This is a genomic window from Flavobacterium fluvii, assembly GCF_900129545.1.
In the GTDB taxonomy this organism is placed as follows: Bacteria; Bacteroidota; Bacteroidia; order Flavobacteriales; family Flavobacteriaceae; genus Flavobacterium; species Flavobacterium fluvii.
Genome location: NZ_FQWB01000004.1, coordinates 192,556 through 216,163 on the forward strand (window position 1 = coordinate 192,556; position 23,608 = coordinate 216,163).

The 23,608-nt window shown below is 37.5% G+C and carries 10 protein-coding genes and 1 tRNA gene; 3 read left to right on the forward strand and 8 right to left on the reverse strand.

Features of this window, described 5'->3' with window-relative positions:
* Positions 1 to 104: 104 nt before the first annotated feature.
* Positions 105 to 374, forward strand: a complete 270-nt coding sequence (locus BUC16_RS10660; protein ID WP_073370479.1) for a hypothetical protein — start codon at positions 105 to 107, stop codon at positions 372 to 374.
* Between the two features lie 75 nt (positions 375 to 449).
* Positions 450 to 523, forward strand: a tRNA-Thr gene (locus BUC16_RS10665).
* Between the two features lie 411 nt (positions 524 to 934).
* Here BUC16_RS10665 and cysK read toward each other — a convergent pair.
* From cysK to BUC16_RS10705, 8 genes are all read right to left on the reverse strand, one after another.
* On the reverse strand, positions 935 to 1,843 hold the full coding sequence (cysK, locus tag BUC16_RS10670) for a cysteine synthase A (RefSeq protein ID WP_073370481.1): 909 nt from the start codon (positions 1,841 to 1,843) through the stop codon (positions 935 to 937).
* Positions 1,844 to 2,200: 357 nt separating this feature from the next.
* On the reverse strand, positions 2,201 to 3,958 hold the full coding sequence (locus BUC16_RS10675; protein ID WP_073370482.1) for a RagB/SusD family nutrient uptake outer membrane protein: 1,758 nt from the start codon (positions 3,956 to 3,958) through the stop codon (positions 2,201 to 2,203).
* A 28-nt stretch (positions 3,959 to 3,986) separates the two neighbouring features.
* Positions 3,987 to 7,187 (reverse strand): SusC/RagA family TonB-linked outer membrane protein, encoded by a 3,201-nt coding sequence (locus BUC16_RS10680; RefSeq protein ID WP_073370484.1) that lies wholly within the window; start codon positions 7,185 to 7,187, stop codon positions 3,987 to 3,989.
* A 21-nt stretch (positions 7,188 to 7,208) separates the two neighbouring features.
* Positions 7,209 to 8,684, reverse strand: a complete 1,476-nt coding sequence (locus tag BUC16_RS10685; protein ID WP_170860867.1) for a fasciclin domain-containing protein — start codon at positions 8,682 to 8,684, stop codon at positions 7,209 to 7,211.
* A gap of 40 nt (positions 8,685 to 8,724) precedes the next feature.
* A complete protein-coding gene (locus BUC16_RS10690) occupies positions 8,725 to 10,512 on the reverse strand; it encodes a fasciclin domain-containing protein (RefSeq protein ID WP_073370487.1) in 1,788 nt (595 codons plus the stop codon).
* A 14-nt stretch (positions 10,513 to 10,526) separates the two neighbouring features.
* Entirely contained in the window at positions 10,527 to 12,032 is a 1,506-nt protein-coding gene (locus BUC16_RS10695; RefSeq protein ID WP_073370489.1) for a RagB/SusD family nutrient uptake outer membrane protein, read from the reverse strand.
* A 17-nt stretch (positions 12,033 to 12,049) separates the two neighbouring features.
* Positions 12,050 to 15,325 carry a SusC/RagA family TonB-linked outer membrane protein gene (locus BUC16_RS10700; protein WP_073370490.1) on the reverse strand — a complete coding sequence of 1,092 codons (3,276 nt, stop codon included), beginning with the start codon at positions 15,323 to 15,325 and terminating at the stop codon, positions 12,050 to 12,052.
* Between the two features lie 14 nt (positions 15,326 to 15,339).
* Positions 15,340 to 17,562 (reverse strand): fasciclin domain-containing protein, encoded by a 2,223-nt coding sequence (locus tag BUC16_RS10705; protein WP_073370492.1) that lies wholly within the window; start codon positions 17,560 to 17,562, stop codon positions 15,340 to 15,342.
* Positions 17,563 to 18,586: 1,024 nt separating this feature from the next.
* On the opposite strand from BUC16_RS10705, the gene BUC16_RS10710 reads away from it, so the two are divergent.
* A complete protein-coding gene (locus BUC16_RS10710; protein ID WP_073370494.1) occupies positions 18,587 to 23,542 on the forward strand; it encodes a RemA C-terminal-like gliding motility protein in 4,956 nt (1,651 codons plus the stop codon).
* Positions 23,543 to 23,608 lie beyond the last annotated feature (66 nt).

Sequence of the window (23,608 nt, forward strand, 5' to 3'; positions counted from 1 at the left end):
ATTCGTGTTTGTTTGCAACAAACTTGTTGTTTGTGGCGATTTCATAGTCGGTAATAGAAAGATTATGTGTACTTTTGCAATCGCAAATTAAAATTAAAAATAAAATGGCAAACGTTAAGAATTTAAAAAAAGACATCAACTACGTTTTAGGAGATATTATTGAAGCGGTTTACTTGTTTGAAATCACGACTTCTGGAAAACCAACTGAAGAAACCAATGCTTTGATCGACGAGGCAATCGCCGCTTTTGATGCTTTAATCACAAAAGTAAACACCAAGAACGTTGAAAATAAAAAAGCACATTTCAAACAAATCAATGTTGAATTGGAACAAACTGCAAATCAATTGATTGCTAAAATCAACGGATTGCAATAAAAAAAAGCAATAAAAAAGGTTGAATTTATTTTGGAAAATTAAAATTCAACCTTATATTTGCACCCGTAATACGTCGCCAGCGTAGCTCAGTTGGCTAGAGCAGCTGATTTGTAATCAGCAGGTCGTGGGTTCGAGTCCCTCCGCCGGCTCCTTAAGAAAACCATCTAACGAAAGTTAGGTGGTTTTTTGTTTTTAGCACATTTTGGGATCAATCCGAATCAGAATGGATCAATCCCAAAACCTGTGGAGCGATAAAAATTAAGCATAAATATTAGCGGATCAAGTCTGCAAGGTTGTAGTATCTATTCATTAACCACAAATTGCACAAATTTTCACAAATTAATTTGTGAAAATTTGTGCAATTTGTGGTCAAAATATTTTTAGAAGCTAAAGCGAATAGCTTTGTATGACTATCCGTGATTAATACCAAACTAATAAAATTTGCCACAGATTAAAGGGATTCCCACGGATTCTCTCAAATATTAAAAAAATCTGTGCTAATCTGTGTAATCTGTGGCCAATAAAAAAGGTTTCGTATGTTTTGCGGAAATCAGAAAGTGTTAAAACAAATCATCTACCGAAAGGTATCTTTCTCCCGTATCGTAATTAAAGGACAGAATTACTGCATCTGCTGGGATTTCAGCAAGTTTCTTGGAAACGGCAGCAAGAGAAGCTCCTGTTGAAATACCGGAAAAAATTCCTTCTTCCTTGGTTAATCTTAAAGCAAAAGAATAAGCCTCGTCTTTTTCGACAGCAATAATTTCGTCTACATATTCCCCATTAAAGACTTCAGGGATGAATCCGGCTCCAATACCCTGAATAGGATGAGGAGAAGGTAAACCACCGCCTAAAACAGGCGATAAAGCAGGTTCAACAGCATAAGTTTTTAGATTGGGGAAGTGTTGTTTCAATATTTTGGAAACACCAGTGATATGACCTCCAGTTCCAACACCGGTAATAAGGTAATCAATCCCCTCCGGAAAATCTTTCAAAATTTCTTGGGCCGTGGTTCTTTCGTGCACTTCAACATTGGCTGGATTGGTAAATTGTGATGGCATAAACGAATTTGGGGTAGCTTCCGTCAGTTCTATTGCTTTTGCAACCGCTCCCGAAGTTCCTTTTTCTTTTGGCGTCAAGACAAATTCAGCACCATAGGCATTCATTATTTTTCTTCTTTCGACACTCATTGATTCGGGCATAACCAAAATAACCTTGTATCCTTTTACGGCGGCCACCAATGCCAATCCAATTCCGGTATTTCCTGAAGTAGGTTCTATAATTGTGGTATCGGGGTTCAAAAGTCCCTTTTTCTCGGCGTCTTCAATCATCGCCAAAGCGATTCTGTCTTTGATGCTGGCTCCTGGATTTGATCTTTCCAGTTTAATCCAAACTTGATGTGAATTAAAAAGTTTATTCAATTTTACGTGAGGGGTGTTTCCTATCGTCTCTAGAATGTTTTGAAATTTCATGATATGGTATATGTATGTTGTTTATTAAATGGAGTAAAATGAGTTTTGGAAAAGAATTGTTATTCTTCTAATTTATTTCATTTTTCACGAGAGCATTTTGCAATGACTTTTGCTAAATTACTAAAAAAACCAAGACAAATAGACCATAATGAAGACAAACACACCAATTTGTTTTTAGCCACAAATTACATTAATTCATTGTCTTTTTTTAACGGGACAACACGGGTTTTATCTATTAACTCAAATAGATTTATGGTAATTCACAACTTATTCTTACTCGGATTTACACCATAAAAAAATCCCGAATTGCTTCGGGATTCAATTTTACAAATTAGTGTAAAGGTATTTAGTTAAATTTTATTTCCAATCAAAAGGCAAATACCAATTGTTGACATTCAACAACTTGGAACGTACTGCGCCAGCATTGGAATTTCCTTCTTTGCTCAATTTTTCATAAACCTTGTCTGCCAAAAATGAAGGGTCATTTCGGCGTAAAGCCACACGAACCAAGTCTTCCCAACGACTACCTTCATAAGCTAAATCTAAAGCTGCTTCCCTGATAATATTATCTTCTGTAGTAATCACGTTATCTCCAATTGCTCCAGCAACGACTAAATTGCCACGCCCTCTAATTCCACCACCACGATACCAATTGTCTCTATATCTAGGGTAATCACCCGAACGAGCGTCAAAATCATAAGGAAAAGCTTCAAAAGTACGCATGGCATTTGTTACATCATCTTTACTACCATCGAGAGCAAGAGGGTTGTAAGCACTACCTATACCAAAATTTAATATTCCAAAGGCAATTTTTTGATGATTATCCCTGTTGGCCGCTTCTGCATATCTCAAATGCAATTTTTCAGCACGATATAAAAACCAATCCCCATCCTTTTTAAACGGATCTGCAGCAGATACAGCTTGATATTTGTATAGATACTTCATGATTACAGGGTCTCCTCCTACCATATTGTAAGTGAATTTTGTACCACGTGCATCATAAGGAATACCATTACGTTGCATTTGACTATTCCATAGATCGATAGAGCTTTGCGATGGTTTTGCCAAATATTTACCAGAATTTTTTGAAAACAAGTCAATAAAAGGATTTGCAGGAGCAAACTTACTGTCAAATGGCAATGACCAAATCCATTCCGTATTCCATACTACATCTCTACTTCTAGCAAAAATAGATCTCCATCCTTGAGTGTCAGTATTATACAAAGAACCAACATCGCTTCCAAGTGCATATCGAACAAGAAAATCGACATTACCGCTACCGGCAAAGAGACTTAAGCGGTAAGACTCGTATTTCTCCGTATCATTGGCACTAAGAGAAGCTGATTCCAGTACTTTTTTATAATGTGAAGCTGCCGCCAAATAATTCCCTTTCCAAAGTTGTAAATCACCTATCAAACATTCTTTATTGATAAATAATTTTTTTGTATAATAACCATCAACGGTGATCAACATACTACTTTGTGCATCATAGATCTCTTTATAATTTAATCCTTCGGTAAAAGTCACCAATTTGTCTACAAGTTCGGTAAACGGAATTCTTGGATATTTGCTCATATTTTTAACATCCTCCAAAGTGGCAATAGGCTCCGTGATATAAGGAACACTTCCAAAGTGTATTCCCAATTGCAAATAAACCCATGAACGAATACATCCCACATCGGCATAACGCTGATCGTATTGAGATTGTGTAAATTTCTTTTCAGCCAACATGATATCGAAATTTTTAAGGACATCATTACAGTTTTGAATCACCTCATAAAAAAGTTTTGGATTGGCATACGGATTGTCAACCGAAACATTATGTTGCGAAAGTTCTTTCAAATATGGGTTGGAATTGCGTGTTATCGTCATCAAGTCGGCACGCATTTCGTTAAGAATAACATGTTGTTCCGCAAGACCCATAAATTTGCCATATATGCCTATTACAGCGGCATCGGCATCATATACGTTACGATATACCTGATCCCCCGAAAGCCTGTCCTCAGGTTCCACATCCAGATAGTCCGAGCAAGAACCCAGGCTAAATAGCAGCACCATAACCGATACTATGGACAGGATGCGTTTTGTTGTTTTTGTATTAATTGTTGTTATCATCTGTATGTTATTTCTGTGGTGTAAATAATTAAAGTCCTAAACGTAGTCCCAACTGGAATGTTCTGTACTGAGGAGCCAAACCAATATCGGTTCCTTGACCAAATATAGAGGATGTAGCGCTAAATTCAGGGTCAAATCCAAGATAATCAGTTACCGTAAACAAGTTGTTGGCTGTGGCATAAATCTTGATGGCTTTGATATAATTCATTTTCTCGACATTAAAATCATATCCCAATACCAAACTTTTCAATCTTAAATAAGAACCGTCTTCAATCCATCTGTCTGAAAACTCGGCATTCCCCATTGGATCTCCCCAAGTTGCTTTCGGCATGTCGGTTACTTGACCTTCAGTTCTCCAACGATTTTGTACGGCAATGCTTTGGTTTTCATAACCACTCATTTTTTCAAGATTGTAACGTACTCCATTATAAATGTCGTTACCTACCGAGAAATTAAACAAACCTTGAAGACTGAAACGTTTATATGTGAAATTGGTAGAAATACTTCCGGTTACGTCCGGGTTTGGATTACCAATCACCACACGGTCTTTATCATCAACAACTTTGTCTCCATTAGTGTCTGTATATCGCATATCTCCACCTTTAAATGGAACTAATTCACCATTAGGCATACGACGAGACAATCCAGCTGCTTGGGCATCTGTCGTTGTGGAATACACTCCATTCGTTTGCAACCCATAGAATAAATTAGCATCCTGTCCAACCGATGTAATATATGTGGCTCCTCCAAATTGAGTAAAAATATCTCCGCTAGGCAAGCTCTGTACTCTATTGGTATAACTAGCCAATTTCACCCCTAAATCAAAAGTGAAATCAGGACTATTAACGATACGGGAGCTCACTGCCAATTCAGCTCCGAAAGTTCTCATGGAACCACTATTCGAAACTACATAATCAAAACCACTTGCCGTATTGATTGATTCGTACACAATCATGTTATCCGTTCTATTGGAATAAAGATCCGAAGAAATATTTAGACGTTCATTCAACAAACCAAAGTCAAAACCCACGTTGAATTTTTTCACGGTTTCCCATTCCAAGTTTGGATTTCCAATGTTGCCACGTACTAACCCCTGCATACCCAATAAATTTTGAGAAACATAATAAGTTTGTGCTGTATAATTTCCTACATCATCATTACCACTAGTACCATAACCAGCTCTAAGCTTTAAATAATCAATACCTTTCACGTTTTTCATAAAGCCTTCAGATGACACTAACCAAGCTCCAGTTATGGAAGTCATCAATGCAAATTTTTCTGATCCATTTGATGCATCGTCACCAAATCTACTTGATCCGTCCACCGCATAACTTGTTGTAAAGAAATATTTGTCACGATAATTGTATTCCGCATTGGCATAAATATTCAACCACTTCCATTCTCCCAAAGAACCTCCTACATGACGTAGCAAGTTAGATCCTGCTCCTACGGTAGTAAAATCATCCGTAGAAGAATTGTAACCCAACCCTAAATCACTTTCTGATTTACTACTTTGACTTCTAAGCCCAAAACGAACATTCAAACTATTGTCATCCTTGAATTTCTTGGCATAATCTGCATACGTATCCGAAAAAATACTGTTATACGATTGAACTTCACTTCCTGAACGGTTACCAGCAATGGCAGTAGGAAGCACAATATCAGCTACTCCTAGATCTGGAATAAAGAAGCTTTCACGTTCTTTGTTGAAGGTTATACCAATAAGGGTGTTTAAATTCCAATCCTTGTTTAAAGCATAATTGAATTTAAAATTTCCGAAGAAACGGTAATTGTTGTTCGTTCCAAAACCTTTACTCAAAATCGCATTTGGGTTACTTACATTAAAATAATCCACGTCTGCCAAATTAGGAGATACTTCACCGGCATCATCAACAACATGATGTGTCAAGAAAGGTGATTTAGTAAGTGCCAAATAGATAGGGCTCGTTTTATAAGCAAAACCTTGATCCCATTGATCCGAGATATTATTGACAAAAGAGAGGTTGGCATCCATCGTCAGTCTTTGTGTCAACCTTAAAACTGCATTCAAACGGGTGCTATAACTTGTTGATTCGGTTTTATCCACGGTACCTTTACTATTTAGATAACCTACAGACAAACCAAACTTCGCAATCTCGTCACCTCCACGAATTTTAAGGAAGTAATTTTGGTTTACACTTGATTTAAAAACTTGGTCTTGCCAATTTGTATCATTGTGGTATTTATAATATCCCGCAGAACCCTCTGTATCATTCATGTATGGCAAGGCGCCAATCTGTTGTTGTGACAGACCACGACTCGCTTCCAATTGGGAAAGGTGGGTACGATAAGCATCAGAACCCAACAATGGCAACTGATCTGGAGTCTGGTTTACTCCTCCGTACATGGTAAAGTCAATTTTGGTTGACAATTCGGTAGCACGAGTAGTCGTAATATTGATCACTCCATTACCTCCTTTTGTACCATAAAGCGAAGAACCATCTTTAATAATAGTAACATCCTCAATATCTTTAACATCAATATTGGTCAAAGGTGATGACATATTGTTTTGAACGATTCCTGAGCCATAATCTTCATCATCGTAAATCATTCCATCCACGACGATCAAAGGTTTGTTGGTGGCATACAATGAATTAAAACCACGTATTGTCATATAAGAACCAGTTCCTGGCGTTCCAGAACTTCTTATAGCCGTCAATCCTGCCACTTTCCCTTGAAGAAAACCTCCAATAGATTCATTCACGGGACTTGACCACTGACCTTTCTCGAAATTCACTACACTGGTTGCATTGGTGTTATCATACTGCATTTTATCTCCAGAAGGTAAATTAGCCACTTCATATGAAGGAGCATAATTAGGCTCATAGAGGTAAATTTCAATTTCTGATTTTTGCTGTTTCAAAGCATATACTTTAGTCTGATAATTTTCACCACTAATTTTAAGTTTCGCATCTAGATTTGGGACTTTAACTTCAAAGCTTCCGTCATTATTCGTAATAGCGGCCGAAAAACCTTCAACAGCCACATTTATTCCTGATAGACCCACTTTGTTTTTTGCGCTTTTAACAACACCTTTAACCTTGATTCCTTTTGCGTTTTTGGAAGTGGAGGTTGGAATTGCTTTTACTGTCACAGTCGAATCCTGAACAGCCTGCGCGAACAACTGCATACTAAGACTTCCCGCAAAGAACAGGCTTACCACACAGCTTATTTTTAAATTGTTTAACATATCTATTTTTATAAAATATTATTATTTAACTTGAGGAACAAATTTCAAATAGTCAAGGCTAAGAGAGTTATTCCCGGCAACACCGGTATTGACAGCAGTTAGTGAAATCAAATTGAGATCACCTGCTTGTGTCAATGTAATTTCTCCTAAATAAACTTCATTATAATTAAGAAGCTCTACATTTGTGTAAGGAAAAGTTGCCCAAGCACCAACCACATCATACTTTGTACCCGTTAGCACCAGTTTTCCACCTATGCGGAGCGACTGCTGGAAAACGTTGGTTTGAGTATTTATGGCTCTCCAATACACTTTGTAGGTAGTGGTAAAAAAATCTTTATCTCCATAGAACAGCATAAACGATGACACATCTTTTGGTGGTGCGACATAGACATCATTGAAACGTGTTATCCCATCTGGTTCTATTCTATCGCGTTTAGAAATATAAGTACTTGATCCATTGAGATATCCCGTACTTTTTTCTCCTTCTATTTTTTTGGTCAATAAACGTTTTGCAACAGGAACATCCACTTTTTTCATTATATAAACTATACCATTGCTCAAGCGTATTGGCTGTCCAACAATTTGCGTTTTGTCTATGGGAACTTCAACCCCGAATCTTGAAGTCAAAGTGGCCGGCAATTTATCCAGTTCATACTTTTTACCAAAAGCCAAATCTCTCAATGTGAAATATTTTGAATAAATGGCTGTAGAATCTATAGCTGGATTATTGGTTTTCTTGATCAAATAAGGTTTCATCTTGTCCACTTCGGTATTGTACCCAGCATCCTCCATTAAAAATAATGTATAGGAGTTTTTCTCGTTGTTCAGGTTGTACACATTTCTTAAATAAGAATTGGTCAAGGAATCGGAATAAACTCCAGGGACTGCATTTTTTTTGGCATCAATATCAGAAGTATAGATACTAAATTCTTTTAAACTCAATAAATAATCACTCATTGCAGAAGCTCCCGCTTTTGAATTGACATATTGCCAAATGTTCATTTTAGGAGTAAGTACTTTATCAATAACGTGAAACACTCCATTGGCCGCATAATGGTCTGCAGAGATAATCGTCGCATCATCAATCATGGTACTTCCCTTGAATACCAAGTATTTGGAGCCGGACATTTTTATTTGCGTTTCCTGCGTACCTCTCACAGAAGAAAAAGCAGTCAAGGCAATATGATTGCCAACAAATTCCTTTAGTGCATCAGGATTATTCAAGATGGCACTATCCACCAAGGCCATGGCCTCATTGGTAGGAACAAAAACGGTGTATGTTTTTGAAGCTGCCAAAATCTTGTCGTATCCCGTTTCGACCAATAATTTTGTAAACTGTGATGTTCCAGCCGTATTAGTTATGGCCACGTCCAGGGTAACTTTTAGGTTGGCATCGTCAATATCCTGACGCTCATCCCAAGGACTGGAACATGAGATCAAGGCTATGGTCAGTACACCAACCAACAGCCTTTTATAATTTAATTTTAATAAACTCATTTTTTCTTGATTAAGTTTGTACATGTACACTTTTATAATTTTAATAACCACTATTACTGTTATCGCCTTTTGTGGCCTCTTCTCTTTGAATTAAACCATCTCCATTAGCATCTCCATTAGGATCTTTAATACCCGTTTTAATACCTTTTTTAAATTTCGGCCATATTTGATCAATGTCAACAGGACGGAATTCGATCAAGTCAATCCTGTCTGCGTCAGCACTACCACTACTTGTACCAGCATCAGTATTAAATTTAATTAAATGTCTTCCAGTTGTCGTTACTTCAACAATACCTACCAGTCTAGAAACCATCGCGTCACCCTTAACAAATGGAAATATATGACGTTTGTAGCCTTGCGACTCATACACCCTGTCCACAATACCCGTTGCAACAACAGAAGGATCATTTGGGAATTCTTTCATATTGAGAATCCTGGAGGTTTGCTCTCCATTAAAAAACACCTTAGTATTTGAAGATCCACTTGCGTGTGCACGATAGGACACCCATATTTTATAACGTCCCTTAATAATTACCGGAGTTTTATATTCTATATCATTCAGACCTCCCGAACCAGTACGAAAACGGGTAGCTCTTATTAAATCCCCATTAACCGCTCCACCATAATTATTCCAATCCAGGGTATATGTTTTACTTCCTGTCCAGGTAATATCAGCAAATCCTCCTGGTGGAATACCAAAAGATGCTCCCGTGGATTTTCTATAATTAGCCACATTTGCCGCAAATTCTGGTTGATCGCATACATCAAAATAAACCGGCGAAGGAAGACGTTTTTTAATAGTGAAGTGTCCATCCACATAATGCAATACTCCATTGGAAGTAGTAACATCACTAGGTGCCCTCAATATGGGAACACCTTCTTCAAGTATTCCATTGAAAACATCACGATTCAAATAGATGACGTCTTTTATTAATTTGGAACTAATCACCTCAAGAGGCGCTTTGGTTACAAAAACCGGTGTAGTTGCCAAATCGGCCAAGTAATTTAATTGAGGCACTACATGATATTGCACAAACAAGTTCAAACTATCTGCTGGATTCATAGGATCTGTTGATTTGCTGTATCTTGCTTTCAAATCAGCCAAACTATTAAAACCTGCTTTAGTGAACACATCGTTGGTTTGCGCCAATACGGTCAAATGACTGCCTATTTTACTGGCATCATAAGTAAGTGGTTGATTTAATTTGTCATACCATCCAGTGGCTTTTAAAACTTCGGTAAACAAAGAAAGATTTACATCAGCTTCAATGGTTTGCGCCAAGGTCTTGTCGGCCACACGCAACACTTTGTCAATAACATGAACAACACCATTCCCCAACTCTAGGTTAGAAGCTACGATATTCGCTGTTTTATTGATTGTTATACTGGAAACCCCATTGATGTTGGCTGCTCCAGTTATTAGATACTGGCCATACATAGTTGGTGTTGCTATCTTACCATCGGTAAAAAGGGTTGTATTGATTCTCGCATCCAAAATATGCAGTTTGGCTATATTTTGCAAGTCCGCCAATGGCACATCTTTCAATGAATTGGCACCTACATCCTTCAAATATTGTTTCACTGCTTCATTGGTTGGAAGAAACATGGTATAGGTACCATAAGTATTCATGAATGAAGCATAGTTGGTAATATCCAAAATTTCCAAGAACATGGAATAATCCTGATTGGCTCTTAAATATTCGGTAATATTAAGAGTTTCGTCGGTAGTCTGTTTGATCTCTACTTGAGTACAGTTCTGAAAAACTAAAGCGGTCAAAAACACTAAAGCAAGTTTCAGGAGGCTAGGCAATCTTAATAATTTTTTCATGTCTTAGTTTTTAATTATTTATAAAATGGATTTTGTACTAATGCTTTATTGGTAAAAAGTTCATTCGTGTTAATAGGCAAATAATGACTATTTGGATCTTTCAATTTTGCAATAATCGACTGTTGTTTGTCTACCGGGGCTGTAGCTATGGCCAAATCAATCAACAATTGTTTACGTTCGTAATTATTGGCACGGGCAATACGCAATACATCATACCAACGTTTTCCTTCAAAAGCAAATTCTCGAGCACGTTCTGCCAAGATAAAATCGATGATACCATTTGTGTCTCCTTCACCAGGACTCATATCCGTTTCATCAAGAGCCCAACGTTTTAATCGAAGATCCGTAATAATGGTAATTGCATCTTTACCTTGTCCCAATCTTGCCAATGCTTCGGCTTGCATCAACAATACATCCGAATAACGATAAACAAACCAGTGTGTATTTGAATCCTGCAACTGTTTTAATTCACCACCATCAAAGCGTGTAAACTTGATAATTTCACCCGTTGCCCCGAATAATGATGCATAATTTCCACGAACATCTCTTCTACCGATAGGATCGTTGACATCATATCCATAAACCTCATCCATCATTAGTGAATAAGCTTTAAATTGCGGTCTTTGAAAAAAGATGCTATAAAATGGTCCTGTATTGGCTGAGGTATATTGAAATTCAAAGATGCCTTCAGACGAATTTCCATTGGAATAAATTGTATTAAACCAAGTAGCCGAATTATTGGATTCCACCAACTTGTATTTACCGGAATTAATCACCTTTTTTGTTGCATCAAGTGCTTCTTGATAACTTTCTGTCCACAAATACACATCTGCCTGCATTGTATTTATCGTATATTTCGTAATACGCCCTTTGTTCGAAGCATTGTTTCCATAATCTTCCACGGCATATTCTTCAGCCAATTTCAAATCTTTGATGACCTGTGCAAAAACATCTGCTTGCTTTGAGACAGGTATTTGAAAATTATCCTTATCAGAAAGTGTGGCTGTCAATTTCAATGGCACATCTTTAAAGGTACGCGCCAAAGTAAAGTACATATATGCCCTGATGGCCAATGCCTCTGAAACAAAATGATTTAATTGGTCTTGAGTCAAGGTTGGGTCCTCATTTTTAACCGCTGGTGCCAAATCAATTACCGTATTGCAATAATTGATGGTTCTATAAAAGATGGACCAGTCCGTCAAAGCATTGGATGGAAGAACATTGGTTTCTAGAATATCTCTTTCATCTTCGGTGGCAAAAACCCCCTCGACAACCATGCCTCCCCTTAATTCACCATGCATGAACAAGTATTGGGTCATCGAGAAATCGTCCACGCCAGGAGGCGAGTTCAACAATGAGGAATAAATCCCAATTACTGCTGCCTGAATATCCTCCTTGGTTTTCCAGAATTCATCACGCACAATCCCGTCTTGAGGACGTAAATCTAAATAATCGTCGCACGAACTTGCCGAAACGAAAAGTACAAAGATTGCTAATATTGTTTTTATTTTAGTTTGCATAATCTAATATTTTATTTTTAAAAACGAGTTGAAACACCAAATGTAAAACGTTGTGTAGGTGGCGTGGAAGCATTGTCGATAGCCATACCGAATGGTCCTGACCCCATACCCACCTCAGGATCTTGTCCACGATAATTTGTCCAAGTGTACAAGTTGTCACCCGTTACATAAAAACCTAAATCATCCACATTCAATTTCTTCAACATATTCTTTCCTACATTATAACGAAAGGTAACCGAACGAAGACGCAAGAAAGAAGCATCCTCCACATAACGGTCAGAACCCAACCAGTTATATCCTGCACCAAAAACCGCTCTAGGCATATCAGTAACATCACCCGGATTACGCCATCTAGACAAAACCGCCGTACTTTGATTGCTGTATCCACTCATATTGGTCGTTTTCATGTCTGTTCCGTTAACAATGTCATAATTCATGCGGTAGTTAAAGAAAAGCAATAATCTAAACTGATTGTTAAAGGTTATGTTCGGACCAAATCCCCCGGTAATTTTAGGGTTACTGTTTCCTAAATACACCACGTCACGGCTGTCTATATTACCATCTTTATTGATGTCCTCATAAATGGCATCTCCAGGTTGGAATACATAATCCGTATTAGGATAATTAAAACGCATCAAGACTTCTTGACCATTAGGTCCCAGAATGACATTTCCGTTGGCATCTTTGGCCTTTGTTGCTTCAAGATCTGTATAAACCCCCTTGAATTTATAACCATAAAATGAACCAAAAGGATTATCCACTTGAAGGAAACGTTTGAATTCTCCGTTTTTATCGGTGTTCCCACTTTCAGATGGGTAAAATTCCGATATTTCCGTAATCATGTTCTCATTGCTGGCAATGTTGAAATTGAAATCCACTTTCCATTTACCCGATTTGTAAGGGGTGGTATTAAGACCAATCTCCCATCCTTGGTTTTTCATGGTTCCCGCATTTTGATCGGAAATAGTATTGTACCCTGAAAGTGAACTTACCTCAATATTTGGGTAAAGCAGATCTTCGGTAATATTTTGATATAAATCGACATCCAAGGACACGCGTTTTTTAAACAATTGCAAGTTAAACCCAATGTTTTTACCCGTTAATGTCTCCCAACGCAAATTGGTCAACTCCATATTTACAGGAATAACTCCATTCATGTCCAAGTACGAAGTTTCATAATTATCATACACGTTAAAATAACGATAATCATAACGAGGCGCTCTACCTGATTTACCATAACTAATTCTAAAACTCAAATCATCCACATAATCCAAGTTCTTCATGAATGACTCCCCTGAAACTCTCCAACGGGCAGACACGGAAGGAAATAAACCATATCTGTTTTCAGGACCAAATTTTGAATTACCATCTGCACGCAAACCAACATTCACGATATAACGATCCAACAAACCGTATTGGGCACTCAATAACGAACCTACACTTCTGGACTGACTGCTATTGGTATACAATTGCAATTCCGAGTTTTGTGTTCTCGATGGATTCGATGGATCCGTTAATATGGATGAAGCCGTATTTGATGTTAATGCCCTGTGCGAGGCATAACGGGAGTCATTTGTTTGCAACGACAAGATAGTCATTAAGCTATGTTTTTCACCTAACTGCGGCGTATAAACAATATTTGTCTTTGTAATGATACTGGAAGAATCACCATCAGAATCAGAAGCCCTGTTCACCACTGTTTCCGTAAAAGGACGTCCGGTGGCATTTTGTGGCAAGAAGTCTTTCGTCTTGGTACTGTTGTAATCAAATTGCAAATCAAAGGTAGACATTAATGTCCTTGGAATGATATCCACATTCACGTTAAAGTGTGGAACAATACGTTGCGTTATTTGATCATTAATTGCATACTCCGCCAAGGCAACCGGATTATACGTGCCTGGATAAGTACCCTGAACGTTTGATGGTGGAGAGAAATAATTTGGAGTAAGTTCTCCCATTTCATTATACTCATAAATGCTCATGTTCGGCATTTTCACATAAGCAACACCTCTTAATTTGTCTTGGTTATCTTTAGTATTCACATAATTACGTTTGGTGTAGGAGTGTGAGTAGGACAAATCCGTTTTAAATTTAATACGACTGGAAACCCTGTAATCCAAGTTCAATCTGGTACTGATCCTTTCCAACCCAGTCCCAATTGTTACCCCTCTGGAATTAAAATAGCTCACGGAAGTATAGTAACTTGCTTTTTCCCCTCCTCCTGACAGAGCAAGGTTGTGTTCATTCGTCAAACCGGTTTGACTGATGGCATCAATCCAATCGGTGTTTTGACTATAGTTTTTATAAAAATAAACATCTTGAGGATCGTACTGAAATTCTTTTACATTCAAAGTATTCAAAGGCACCCCATTTCTGTTCATGAATTCTTCAGGAATCAATTGTGAATATTGATCTCCATTCAACATTGGAATAGTAGGAGGCAACTTGGCATAACTCCCTTTATAAGTATAGGTGATTTTTGGAGCACTTACTCCTCCACGTTTAGTGGTAATCAATATAACCCCACTGGCCGCTTTAGATCCCCATACCGCTGTTGCGGCTGCATCTTTCAAAATAGTAATCGTTTCAATGTCGGTAGGTGCAATATTCAATAATGCGGCATACCCTTGATCATCAGCACTACCAAAGTTGAAATCTTCCGGAATTGTGGTTTCGTATGGCATACCATCTACCACTACCAAGGGTTCAGAAGAACCAGAAATGGAAGAAGTACCACGAATACGGATTTGCATTCCAGCACCTGGATCTCCACTTGTGGCCGTAATGTCAACCCCTGCCATACGTCCTTGCAAAGCCTCATCAATAGATGCCGCTTGGGTATAGGCCAAATCTGCAGCATTAATGGTAACCGAACTGGTCGTTCTATCACGATCGGCAATATTCATCAAACCTGAATTGCCCTTTTTTTCAGACGTAATAACAATCTCCTTCAATGACTCCGTACTGGAAACCAATTTTATTTTAATAGTCTCACGACCATTGATCGGCACCGTTTGGGATTTATATCCAATGGTTGAAATAAACAACTTGTTGTTGGGATTTTTAACACGTATCGCAAAATTCCCGTCGATATCCGTAATCACCCCTGTTACGGTACGACCCTCCACGTCTTGTTCTACAACAGTAGCACCTGGTATAGATAAATTATCGCCTGAATCGACTATCTGGCCGCGTACCAATAACGCTTTGCTTTGAGCCAAAGCAGGTAACGTTGCCAATAAAACAAAGGCAATTGTAAAACTGTAAAATATATTTTTAATTAGTTGTCTCATTTTATTCGGTAAATTTAAGGTAATAGGTAATTGTCCACTAAATGAATTAAGGACCTGTCTGCCAAATTGTTGCTACTAGCCAGAATAAACTTGGCAGCTGCATTGTTTCCTGAATTGTCTTTAAATGACAAGGTTCCAGCAGCACTTGTTACTTCAACATAGGTTTTGTCTCCTTTTGTATCCTTTCTCAAAGTTTCTTGTTGCCCTGTTATAAACCCATCATTTGAAACCGTTTTATTATTTATGATATGATAGCGAATAAAATCGGCAACTAAATCTTTTTCTCCTTGCGTCTGACTTGCTGCAAGAGGTGATGCCGGAAGTACTTTAGCCGCAACCGCTCTTGCAATTGCCGCTTTATTAGGCACTATGAAAGTATAAGAGCTTCCCAAAGCCACACCTTCAATTTTTCCCGTGCTTGCGGTGTAAATAGTGGAGTTTTTCAAATATTGAAAAAAAGCATCAAACTCCGTATTAGTTGCCGCTAAACGCTCAATTGCCTTTCCTTGTAATTCAAGAGAAAATTCCGGGAACCTGTCAACATAATACGCTATCCCGTTTTGTTGCACTTCTTTACCTATCACGTTAACAGCAGGTGCACCACCCGATGCAATAGGCACAAAATTTCCTGCTGCATAAATCTTGTTGTTGCTCCATTTTATGTATTCCCCAGGAAGTTCTTCATCCCCGGTACGAATAATTCCAGAAGTAGTTGCAATATTATCCAACTCCCCTTTTGGAGTTTGCACAATGCAATTGTAAAAAAGTCTCAACAATTGATTTTTTACTCCTGTACCTTGTGTGGCAGTTCCATTTGCAGGATTAACCCATCTCCATTCTCCCCTTATACTGTCAAAACTATAACCAAGACTTCTCAATATATCATCAGACGGCAAAAAGATGGTGTACTTTTTATTGATGTTACTAATCATTTCTTTGTAACCAGAACCTTCATTAAATATCTTGGTTGCATAAGTATATTTAGGATCCAAATAAGCCGAAGTGTACACACTGTAAAATAAATTTGATTTTTGAACTTTGTTGGCGCCATAAAAGAATCCGTTGCTCAAAACTTTTTTATCCGTAATGTCAGTGTTAAAATCAAATTTCAACTCCTCTCCCAAAGCATTAACATAATCATCTTTCAAGGTTGGCCAAACTGCAGATTGTACCATATGGGCATTAACCAAATCTTGAAAAACATATATAGGCAGTTTTTCAACAGCAGAGTAGTTCTTAAGCAACACTGTATTTACAAAAGTCTGAAATGCCGCATTTTCAGGAACAATCATGGTATAGGCATCCGCTTGACCATCATTATCCTCCGCTTTCATGTAATTTTCATTATTAGGCGCAAATTTCAAAGTAGGATCATACATTTTAACAAAAACATCATCCGTTTTCTTGGTATAATTACGATAAGCCGTGGTAGCCTGCTGATTAAAATCATAACGAACCAAATTCTTTTCAATAACATCACGAAAGAGACTGTAATTAGGGTTTTGTTCTAGATACTGGTCTATATTCAAAGGAGGAAGATTTACTTTATCCAACTCATGAATTACCCCATTTTCAGCAATGATATCCGCCTCGGTTACTTTTGAATCCAAAACATTGAATCCTGTATATTCTGCAGTAGGATAGAAATAGTTGAAATCACCAGCACTTAAGCGTTTTGACGCAAAATATTCATTCGTGAAATAAGTGACATACTTATTATTGTTGTCTCCAGCAACATATAGGGCAGAGCCATTGCGGTTCGTACCTACAATTACTTTCGGCTGGCCATTTACAATTTTAGATTGAAACCCGTCATAAAATGCAGTTCTTCTTCTATAAGCATTATCTACTACCCATCCTTTACTGGATTGATAATCCGATAACTTCTCTTCTCTAAAAGCATTATATATAAGAGCGAATTTCACAATTTTGGCAGCAGTGATTGAATCAACTTTACTCACGTCCGAGAAACCTTTTTCTTGAAAAAACTTTGTGAAGGCTTCATCATTGGGAGCCATCATGGTCCAATATCCTGCTTTACTCAAGATATCTTTGTAACCTGCTTTTTGTATTAAAGCCGTCAGGCTTTTGAAATTACCGCGCGCCTCCAACTGTTGGTAAATTGGATCTTCAAGACCTGCAGGACGTTCATAGTACGGATCCAGCTCTTGACTACAACTGGCAAAGAGAGCCAGTAGTGGAAGGACAAACAAATAATAGTGAATTTTTTTCTTCATTTGGTATTAACTTATAATGGTGAACAAATATTTATACTTTCTTTAACTTTTATTTACAATCTATTAACTTTCCAAATTTATGTGTTCAAACAGGTACCTCTATCCTGTCCTATCCTGCTTTTTTTTATTTTTTACATTATTAAAAATAAATAACGCTTTAATTATTAATTCCACACAAAACCAACCTTTATCTCAACAATACCATCAACCCCTTTGTTAACAGGGCTCTATTCTTATTATATTGAAAATCAAAGTGCACAAATCACACTTTAAAAACAATTTAACATTTATTTAGTAATTAAGAAGAAAAAAGTGTCAACCACCATCAAATGGAAATTCCATTAAACAAAAACCGAGAGCGTATTCTTAAACCCCTTAAACTTTGAATTGCCAACCAATTAAAAAATACCTGTCTTTGAATGAATGACCAATATATTCTCTTATCCCAACATATTCCATTGCTGGGCAAGGGAGGAGTGAATAAATATCATAGACAACAAGGAGAAACCCAAAAAGCTTATTCCATAAAAAAATGAATATTAATTTACACATTCCAAAAATATTTACTTAATATTTTAGCACTATTCCGCTTCTTCCTATTCTTTTTTCTGCTTAATCGTTAAAGCAAAAAAAACAAACAAAATAAACAGCATCATTATGGTTGTTTTCGATTTTCGACCATTACATTATGTAGTCTACTAAACATATATAAACTCAGGTTATTAAAATCCGCGATAAAACAACTTATGCATTTACCTTGTAATTTCATCGCATTTGTTTTCCTAAAAACAAAAGAGCTACTTCCATTTTAACACAAAAAAACCTGTTTTTTTTTTCAACCAAGCTTTACCAGACTCAATTATCTTTAATTAAACCATAAAAAATAACTTACAAAAATATTTTAATTTGTGTATTTTATCGCTTTTTTATGCATTTAAACGATATATTGACAAAAAAAATAGTATGTTTGAAGTCTAAATAAGTTTTTTAAACCAAAATTCAGATTTAGCATAAATACAAGATATTGAATCACTTAAAAAGTTGGGCATTACTTTACGACAAAGAAATATTCATCGATTTTTTATCCGAAAAACCTATGAGGAAAACTACTTTTTTAAAAAAAATATTTATACTAATCCCCTTCTTGCTTTGCAGCTTTTTGGGGGTGGCTCAAACACAAGCCCCTACTTCTCCACAAGTTAACTTTTTGCAAAGAACTGCCTCTGCCACGCCTACCCAAAAAGTATATAACGTCAAGGGTGATTTTACTATGTTGGGCAACACAAACTTGACTCTTGTTACCCCATCTAACACCAACAATAACGAAGGAAATGCGATGAAATACGTCGATATTGATGGCGATCCCACTACTTTGAATTCTTCCATGGCTACTCTTGAACTTTCCAATGGAGGCGAAAATAGCGCCAACCCAAATTGCTCTACCGTTCTTTTTGCAGGTTTATATTGGACCGGAAAATCAGACGATAACAATGAAACATTTTCCTTTGGCACAAATATTTCAAATAATTCCACGGTTGCTAACACAAACTACACAATGACCGTATCAAGAGGAGGAACTGGTGGTCCACCCAGTAATTATTATCCGATTTACACTTTCACTGGTAATAGTCATACTTACGCTTTTAGTTTTACCAATAATAATTCAGGTTCTTCAATTGTTACACTTAGCATTGATAATGGCGCATCATCCAACATTCCCGTTACATACAATTCCGGAATAGCAACATTTACTACGCCTTATACATCAAATGTTACTTACGGTGCACAATTTACCATTAATAGTTTGACAAGGGACACCCAAAAAAACAAAACTGAACCTGAATATCAATCTAGTAGTTCTGCGAACGTTTCTAACCCTCTTACAAAAAACTACAACAAAAAAGTAGTCTCTTTAAAAGGTCCCGGTGATTCAAATTATACCACCATAACAGGAAATTCACAAATTCGTTTCCCAGGAGCTTCCGACAGTGGGATTTTCATTGGTTACCAAGAAATAACCAATTATGTGAAAGCACACGGACCAGGAGCTTATACCGTTGCCGACATCGCCCTGAAAGAAGGAACAAATTCTAGTCCCGGTTTTTCGGGAGGTTGGTCAATGGTCGTTATATATGAAAACCCTATAATGAAAAGTCGAGCCGTAACCCTTTTTGACGGCTATGCTTATGTAAACGGACAGCTTGCCGCAGCCGCTCCTTATACTGCTCAGGGAGAATATGGAACAATTCCCATTTCAGGATTCACGACAGTTGGTTCAGGACCAGTAAACATGAAACTGGGTGTCATGGCAGCCGAAGGTGATGTTGCCACCAACTCGGGAAGTGATTATCTGGCAGTACAAAAATTAAATGCAGATCCAGCAGTCTACAACACCACCAACTATTTAACATTAAACCATGCGGGCAATACAACCACAAACTTTTTTAATTCCTCCATATACCCAATTCCGACAGGCGGCACTACAAATAGTAATCCCAATTTAGTAAATAATACGGGAGTTGACTTTAGCATGTTTACCATTCCGAATGTTGGAAATGCAGTCATAGGCAACAACCAGACCTCTACTACTTTCAGGTTTGGATCCACATACGAAGTATATACTATTTTCGGATTTGCAATGTCCGTAGATGCTTATATTCCGGAACCCAAGGGATTAACCAGCGTAACATCCATCAATAACGTTCCAAACCCTCCAGTTTTAAGTGCATTGCCGGGGCAATCCATTAATTATTCTCTCAGCATTACCAATGAAGGTACTGAAGCCACGAATAATACAATAGTTGCAATTCCAATTCCCACAACCGCAATTTTTAATACCGGAGCAACAATTACTTACCATACCTACAACGGTTTTACCACGTCTAATGTTCCCTATTTTGATTCAGCAACAAATAAAATCATCTGGAATTTAGGTACATTACCCATAACCGCTAACCATCCTGAATATATCTATGCCGATTTAAGTTTTACCCTCAATGTCACAACAGATTGCGCCATTATATTAAGTGCCGGTTGCAGCCCCGAGGTTTCTCTGGAAACAGGCACCATAACAGGTACGGGAGCCACCTCAGGATCTTCATTTACGAAATATTTTTTTCAAGGCTATGACACGAGTACTTGTCATTTGCCCATAAGTGGCTCGATAAAAGTAGCCATAGACGCAAGCTCTTGCTTGTCCAGTATGGCTGGTCCTGATCAATTGGCTTCTTGTGGCGGGGAATATGCTACATTAGGAGCATCAACAGCAAAAGCAGGATCATGGTCTATTGTTAGCAGTCCTGCTGGTGGTGGAGAAATTTTTTCTGACATCACAAGTCCAACCTCATCATTTTACAGCCCTAATCTTGGAGCATACACTTTAAGATGGACTACAACTTGCAACACCACAGATGATGTCGTGGTTACTTTTTTGCTTTGCAATGTCGTCAATTTTGACGGAGTCGATGACAACATCAATTTTAAAAACAACCATAATTTAAACAGCGGTAATTTTAGTTTGGAAATATGGGTAAAATCAAATGCAACCAACGCCAACACTCAAACCATAATTTCAAAACACCTTAGTCCAACTGCAATTGACGGCTATGATTTAAGATTGGTAAACAACCTCATCTCATTCAATTGGAATAATAATTCCATTATCGCCACACATGCAATTGACACAAACCGATGGTATCATGTTGCGGTCACTTTCGACGGAACCAACTATAAATTGTACATTGACGGAATATTGGAAAAAACTGCTGCAGGCGTAAATCCCACATTGAACAGTGTTGATTCTATTTTGGGTGCGATGAGTCAAAACACCAACACACCCTACAATTATTACTATGGTTATGCAGATGAATTCCGTGTGTGGAATGTTTCGTTGACAGTTGATCAAATTCGTCAAATGATGAATCAGGAAATCATAAATGATGGCAGTAACAATGTAAAAGGCGCAATAATACCTAAAAACATCAGCGGATTAAGTTGGACTAATTTGACTGGTTATTATCAAATGAATCGAGCAAGCGATATCAGCAATGGTTATTTAGTGGATAAATCCGGTAACACCATAAAAGTAAATGGTAAATTGAAAGGTATTTTAATTCAAGAACCCGATACTGCCCCACTTCCTTACACCTCTGGCACTAATGGCAGCTGGGAAACAGATGGTTCTTGGACCAACTATCCCGTTTGGGATGTACCCAATAGTTACGGTCTAGACGGCACAACAAAAATAGATTGGAATATCGTTAAAACATCACATAATATTACTTCCAATGGCAACAAGACTGTTTTGGGATTATTGGTAAACAGTAGTACATTAAGCGCAGCCAATAATTCAAAAATTGAGGTTTCCAGTTATCTAAAACTAGATGGAAAAATAGATTTGGCAGGAATGTCACAGTTAGTACAAACTGCCAATAGCGACCTGGACGAAACAAGTACCGGATCTATCGAAAGAGACCAACAAGGACAGTCCAATCTTTACAATTACAACTATTGGTGTTCGCCGGTAAACCCAATAAATACGACAGCTAACAATACCAATTACACCGTTGGCGGGATATTAAAAGACGGAACTACAACTACACCACAAAACATCACTTGGGTTGGTGGTTATGATGGCGCTCCCACATCTCCAATAAGTTTGGCAAGATACTGGCTGTATACCTTTGATAATTATGCAAATGAATATGCCAATTGGAATCAAATACGGGAAACCGACCCAATACGAGTGGGTCAAGGGTTTACAATGAAAGGAAGCAGAACTGGAACTGGGACCCAAAATTATACTTTTGTTGGAAAACCAAATAACGGAACAATCGCTACAAATACTGTAGGTAGCGATCAATTATTGCTGACCGGAAACCCTTATCCATCAGCATTGGATGCAACAGCATTTATAAATGACAATTCAAGTTCTATTGATGGCACCTTATATTTCTGGGAACATTACACCAGCAACAACACCCATGTTTTAAGAGATTATCAAGGTGGTTATGCAGAAAGAAATTTAACTGGAGGAGTAGCTCCTACAGCATCGGGAGTCGATTTCATTAGCCAAGCAGGAACGCCGTCAAGAGGAATTCCCAACCGATATATTCCGGTGGGACAAGGCTTTTTTGTAAATGGAAAAATAGGTTCTGGAGGCACGGTCAATTTCAATAATAGTCAAAGATCTTTTCATAAAGAAGATGATGCTTCAAATTCCAATGTGATGTATAAAACCCGAGCCGGTAAAAACATCTCTCCAAACAATGATAATGACCCAGTTACAGACAACAATAATTATCAAAAAATTCGTTTGGGATTCAATTCTCATAACGATTATCACAGACAAGTACTGTTAGGATTTATGAACGAGAAAGCTAGCAGTGAAATGGATTATGGATATGATGGATTAAATATGGATGATTTCCCTAACGATATGTACTTTTTGGCTGGAGAAAACCAATTGGTAATTCAAGGTGTGGGTTTTTTTGATGAAAATACCTCCCTTCCTATTGGAGTGAAAACAGATGCCGAAGGCAAAGTATCCTTCACCATTGATGATTTGGAAAACATGCCAACTGGACAGAGCATTTTCATTTATGACAATGTTTTAGACAGTTACAACGACATTAGGGAACAAGCCTATGAAGTTGTTTTACCAGCCGGTACAAATGATTCCCGCTTCTCGCTTCGATTTAAAGACAAAACCCTAAACGTGAAACAGAATTCGATCAATGGTATCAAAATCGCACATATTCAAAATGGAAACATACTTGTAATAAACAATAACTCATTGGATATCACGGTTGAAAAAGTGACTCTTTACAATATCCTTGGTCAATCCATTTCCTCTTGGAAAATTGAAAATCAAGATCAACAAAATATTCGAATTCCACTAAAAAACATAAGTTCTGGAATATATATTGCCAAAGTGAAAACTGCCAATGGCGACATTACCCAAAAAATTATTGTTCCTTAAAACAGGATAAATTGAAAATTAAAAAATCCATAAAAAAACTTTCTTTCCCTCTTCTTTCTTAAATAC